The organism is Streptomyces sp. 13-12-16, assembly GCF_002114215.1.
Lineage (GTDB): Bacteria > Actinomycetota > Actinomycetes > Streptomycetales > Streptomycetaceae > Streptomyces.
This window is the reverse complement of sequence record NZ_NCTE01000319.1, coordinates 1-4821: the sequence shown is the minus strand read 5'-3', so window position 1 is coordinate 4821 and position 4821 is coordinate 1. Positions and strand designations below refer to the sequence as shown.

The following is a 4821-nucleotide window of genomic DNA, read 5'->3' as shown; positions in this document are numbered from 1 at the left end:
GGGCGCCCCGCCCCGTTTCCCGCGCACCGTCCGCCGCGGCCCTCAGCCGGGTCCGGTCCCACTCCGTGCCGGGAAGGACCACGCCGCACGTCGAGTACCGGGTGATCCGTCTCCGGCACGGTGAAGCAGCGATGTGCGAGGTCACCCGGGGGAGGGGCGGCCGGCCTCACCGGCGCCCTCGTGGGACTCCTCGGCCGGCCGACCGGACGGACCGGCCCCGTGCCACGGCACGGTCGCCCACCGCGAGGGACACGACGCCTACGGCGAGCACTCCGCCACACCCCTGCCGACCACCGCACATCCCGGAGGCACACTGCCGCTCGCCACCCTGGTGGTCCTCTCCGCCGGCCCGCCCTGCGCGGCGACCTCCGGGCGCTGCTCACGGGAACCGCGGTCCGTGCGGCGGAAGATGGGACGATGGAGATCCACTTCCCCGACGGACACCGCGAGCGGGTGCCGCAGCCACATGTGCGCGGGCCACATGTGCGGTAGCCACACAGTCGGCCCACGGGAAGCACAGCCCTCCGGAAGGGCGGAACACATGCGCACGCACCACCCCTGGCCGCTCCAGGTCCCCGGCCTCGGATGCGGAGGCGACTACAACCCCGAGCAACGGAACCAGGACGTCCAGCTCGAGGACATCGAGCTGATGAAGGAGGCCGGCGTCAACCTCCTCGGCGTCGGCATCTTCTCCTGGGCGATGCTCGAACCGCGCGAGGGCGCCCATGACTTCGGCCGGCTCGACACCGTACTGGACCGGCTGCACGCCGCGGGCATACGCGTCGCCCTGGTCGCCGCCAGGGCCTCCCCGTAGGGGGCGAGGCCGTACGCCGGCACGCCGACGACGGCTCCCGTTTCCTCTTCCTCGTCAACCACACCGCCGACCCCGTCGGCGTACCGGCCCGCGGACGCGAACTGCTGCACGGCCACGACGTCGACGGACGGCTCGTCCTGCCGCCGCGGGAGGTCGCCGTCGTCCACGAGGGATGAGCCGGCCGGGTGATCACCCGGCGGGCGGGGGCGTCGGCCCACCCGGGTGATCACCGGTGGCGGGGCCCCACCCCCGCTCATAGCTTCGGCTCATGGACAAACGACACATCGCCCTTCTCGCCTGTAGCGCCGCCGCGGTGGCCGCGGGGCTGGGCGCCGCCCCGTCGGCGCACCATCCGACCGTGCACCGCGTACAGCCCGGCCAGTCGATCCAGGAGGCCGTGGACGCCGCGAAGCCGGGGGACACCGTCCTCCTCGCGCCCGGCACCTACCGGCAGAGCGTCGACATCAAGACGTCGGACATCACCCTGCGCGGCCACGGCGCCGGACGCACCGTCCTGGTGCCCGCCGGGGAAGCCGGCAAGAGCGCCTGCGCCAAGGCGGGCAACGGCATCTGTGTGACCGGCACCGACAAGAGCCCCGTCGAGAACGTCACCGTACGGTCCCTGACGCTGCGGGGACACGCCGAGAACGGGCTGTGGGCCACGGGCACCGACGGGCTGGAGGTCAAGTACGTACTGGCGGAGAAGAACGGCCAGTGGGGCATCGCCGAGGAGCGTTCCGTGCACAGCGTGCTCAGCCACAACCTCGTCCGGAAGAACGGCGACGCCGGACTGTTCGTCGCCAACACCGTCGACACCGAGGAAGGCGCCCGGGACGCGGAGCGGACCGTGATCAGCCACAACCGGGTGGCCGACAACCGCGTCGGCGTCACCGTGCGCCGGCTGCGGAACCTGACCGTCCACCACAACGAGGCCACCGGCAACTGCGCCGCAGTCTTCGTGGTCGGCGACGAGTCGAAGCCGCGCGCCGGCGACCTGAGGGTGACGCACAACCACATCCACGCCAACAACAAGTACTGCCCCAAGACGCCCCGGCTGCCCTTCCTGCAGGGCTCGGGCGTCGTCCTCACCGGCGCCGAGGAGACCCTGGTCGCCTACAACCGGGTCGAGGACAACAAGGGCACCTCCCCGCTCTCCGGCGGCATCGTGCTCTTCAAGAGCCTCGTCGGCACGCCCAGCGAGCGCAACGAGATCCGCGACAACCTGGTGACCGGCAACAGCCCGGCCGACCTGGCCGACCGGGACACCGCCGAGAACAACACGTTCAGCCACAACACCTGCACGCTCTCCGAGCCCGCGGGCATGTGCTGACCCGCTCGCCCCACCCCCCCAACTGCACGACAGCAGAAGCGAGGCAACGGATGACCACCGTTGATCCGGCTCCCCCGCCGCCCATGCGGCTGCGGGAGCTCGTTTTCGGGGCGGCGTGCGCCGCCGCCGTACGCGCGGCCGTCCGCCTGGGCGTGGCGGACGCGCTGGACGACACCCCCATGACCGTCGACGACCTGGCGACGGCGGTGAAGACCCAGCCGCACACCCTGCGGCGGCTGCTGCGCGCCCTGTGCTGCCAGGGCGTCTTCGCCGAGAACCCCGACGGCACCTTCGAGCACACCGAGATGTCCCGGCTGCTGCGCGAGGACGACCCGCACAGCCTGCGGTACATCGCCCTGTGGTGCACCGAGCCGTGGACCTGGAACGTCTGGCCGCAGCTCGACGAGGCGGTGCGCTCCGGACGGGGCGTCTTCGAGGACGTGTACGACCAGGAGTTCTTCACCTACCTCAACGAGTCCGCCCCCGAGTCCGCCCATGTGTTCAACCGGGCCATGACGACGTCCAGCGAGCAGTCCGCGCGTGACGTGGCCCGGCTGCTCGACCTGGACGACGCCTCCTCCGTCGTGGACATCGGGGGCGGCCAGGGACACGTCCTGGCCAGCCTCCTGGAGAAGCACCCCCACCTCCACGGCACCCTGCTCGACCTGCCGGGCGTCGTCGAGAACGCCGACCCCCGGCTGCGCCGGGGCGGCTCACTCGCCGGCCGCGTCGACATCGTGGCCCGGGACTGCCGCGAGGGCGTCCCCGTCCGGGCGGACGTGTACATCATCAAGAACGTCCTGGAGTGGGACGACGACAGCACCCGCCGGGTGCTCGCGGGCGTCCGCGCGGCGGCACGGCCCGGGGCCCGCGTCGTCGTCATCGAGAACCTCGTCGACGACACCCCGTCGATGCGGTTCACCACCGCCATGGACCTGCTGCTGCTCCTCAACGTCGGCGGCGCCAAGCACACCCGGCAGAGCATGGTCGACCGGCTGACCGACGCGGGTCTCGTCATCGACGGCGTCGACCCGGTCAACGCCTATCTGCACGCCTTCGAGTGCACCGTCCCCGGCTGACCGGGGCCGCGTCGGCAACCCCGAGGCCGCCGGCTCCGCGACTGACGCGGGACCGGCGGCCTCGGGGTTCTCCGCTCAGGAACGGGCGCCGCTCTCCCAGCGGTAGAAGCACTGCGCCATGGCGTCCTTGGGACTGCGCCACGTGGCCGGGTCGTACGGACTGACGTACGCCTCCAGCCGCTCGCTGATGCTGCGGAACTCGGGGTGTCCGGCGACCTTCGCGATCGCCGGCGCCGGGTCCTGCTCGGCCTCGATGAGGTGCAGGTACACGTCGTCGCCGAACTGGAAGAGGCTGCGCCGGCTGACACCGACCAGACGGGGGAGCTCACCCCGGTCGGAGGCGGCGAACACGTCGGCGATGTCCGGCGCCGAACCGGGCTTCATCCGGGCGACGATGAGGGCGTGGTGCATGGGGGGTGTCCTTCCTGGACCGGTGCTCAGCGCGAGGACGCGACGGACGCGCTCTCGCTGTCACGGGCGACCTGCTCGATCCGGTCCCGGATCAGGGCCATCTGCGTACGGGAGTTGCGGTTGATGTTGTCCGTCATCCAGTCGTCGTCGACCGGGGCGTCGGGCTTCATCGCGAAGTCCTGCGTCCAGCGCATCTGCACACCGCCCGGCAGCTCCGCGTACTCCCACACGATGTCCATGTGGGCGAACGGACCCGTCTCGACCCGGCGGGCGCGGACGGTCCGCCTCTCCCGGTCCGGGGTGCGCTCCGACACCCAGCTCCACACCTTCCCGTTCTCGTCCGGGTGCATGGTGAGCCGGAACGTCGTCGTGTCCCCCTCGCGGGAGAGGACCTCCACGGACGCGTACTCGCTGAACAGCCGCGGCCAGTTCTCCAGGTCGTTGGTCATCTCCCACACGAGGTCGAAGGGAGCGTCGATGGTGATGCTGTTCTCGGTGTGTCCGGCCACTTTCAGGCTCCAGCCGTGAGGGTGCTGTTGACGAGGTTCAGGAACTCCCGCGGCGTCCGGCAGCGCTCCGAGTCGGGGGGGAGCGACGCGCCGTACCGGTTCTCCAGCTCGCCGACGATGCCGAGCAGGCCGAGCGAGTCGAGGCCGAAGACGTCGAAGGGGGACTCCGCGGAGTCCTTCAGTTCCTCGGGGTCGACGGTGATGCCGGCCGCCTGCTTCATCAGCGCGGCCAGCTCGTCGAAGGTCACTTCGGTGGTGATCATGGGTGACTGCTCCTTCCCCGCCCGTTCCTACCGGGCGGAATCGTCACCGCGGCGCACGACCAGCGCCGCGTTGGAGCCCATCAGTCCCCTGCTGAGGACGAGGGCGGTGCGCAGCTCGGCGGGGCGAGCGTGCGACATCACCAGGTCGAGGTCGTGGCAGATGTCGAACACGTTGGGTGTCGGGGGCACCTGGCCGTGTTCCATGGCGAGCACGGCGGCCACCGTGTCCAGCACGGGCGCCGCGCAGTGGGCTCGGCCGATGCCCGTCTTGGGCGCCGTGACCGGGACGCGGGTGCCGTGCGCGCCGAGCGCGTCGGCGATCGCCAGCGCCTCGGCGCGGTCCGCCGCGGGGACGCCCATGGCGTCGGCGAACACGACGTCGATCTCCTCCGGCGCGCAGCCCGCCTCGTCGAGG

At 71.6% G+C, this 4821-nt stretch carries 6 protein-coding genes and 2 pseudogenes; 4 read left to right on the top strand and 4 right to left on the bottom strand.

The features are described 5' to 3' along the window. Positions 1–541 precede the first annotated feature (541 nt). The 4 genes and pseudogenes from B7767_RS13545 (at position 542) to B7767_RS13530 (ending at position 3223) form a co-directional block, all read left to right on the top strand. Positions 542–814 carry a beta-galactosidase gene (locus tag B7767_RS13545; protein WP_085572405.1) on the top strand — a complete coding sequence of 91 codons (273 nt, stop codon included), beginning with the start codon at positions 542–544 and terminating at the stop codon, positions 812–814. Between the two features lie 11 nt (positions 815–825). Next, positions 826–990, top strand: a pseudogene (locus B7767_RS49285) (Beta-galactosidase C-terminal domain); the annotation flags it as partial. Positions 991–1082: 92 nt separating this feature from the next. Beyond that, entirely contained in the window at positions 1083–2144 is a 1062-nt protein-coding gene (locus tag B7767_RS13535) for a nitrous oxide reductase family maturation protein NosD (RefSeq protein WP_085572404.1), read from the top strand. 50 nt (positions 2145–2194) lie between these two features. Then, positions 2195–3223, top strand: a complete 1029-nt coding sequence (locus B7767_RS13530; protein WP_085572403.1) for a methyltransferase — start codon at positions 2195–2197, stop codon at positions 3221–3223. Positions 3224–3298: 75 nt separating this feature from the next. Here B7767_RS13530 and B7767_RS13525 read toward each other — a convergent pair whose 3' ends face one another. The 4 genes and pseudogenes from B7767_RS13525 to B7767_RS13510 all read right to left on the bottom strand — a co-directional run. Beyond that, positions 3299–3634, bottom strand: a complete 336-nt coding sequence (locus tag B7767_RS13525; RefSeq protein ID WP_085572402.1) for a TcmI family type II polyketide cyclase — start codon at positions 3632–3634, stop codon at positions 3299–3301. Positions 3635–3660: 26 nt separating this feature from the next. After that, a complete protein-coding gene (locus B7767_RS13520; RefSeq protein WP_085572401.1) occupies positions 3661–4143 on the bottom strand; it encodes an SRPBCC family protein in 483 nt (160 codons plus the stop codon). Between the two features lie 2 nt (positions 4144–4145). Beyond that, a complete protein-coding gene (locus B7767_RS13515; RefSeq protein ID WP_073934959.1) occupies positions 4146–4406 on the bottom strand; it encodes an acyl carrier protein in 261 nt (86 codons plus the stop codon). A gap of 27 nt (positions 4407–4433) precedes the next feature. Next, positions 4434–4821, bottom strand: a pseudogene (locus B7767_RS13510) (ketosynthase chain-length factor); the annotation flags it as partial.

Coding starts and splice junctions, on each gene's coding strand:
- B7767_RS13525 (WP_085572402.1), bottom strand. CDS start 3,634: ATGCACCACGCCCTCATCGTCGCCCGGATGAAGCCCGGTTCGGCGCCG.
- B7767_RS13535 (WP_085572404.1), top strand. CDS start 1,083: ATGGACAAACGACACATCGCCCTTCTCGCCTGTAGCGCCGCCGCGGTG.
- B7767_RS13515 (WP_073934959.1), bottom strand. CDS start 4,406: ATGATCACCACCGAAGTGACCTTCGACGAGCTGGCCGCGCTGATGAAG.
- B7767_RS13530 (WP_085572403.1), top strand. CDS start 2,195: ATGACCACCGTTGATCCGGCTCCCCCGCCGCCCATGCGGCTGCGGGAG.
- B7767_RS13545 (WP_085572405.1), top strand. CDS start 542: ATGCGCACGCACCACCCCTGGCCGCTCCAGGTCCCCGGCCTCGGATGC.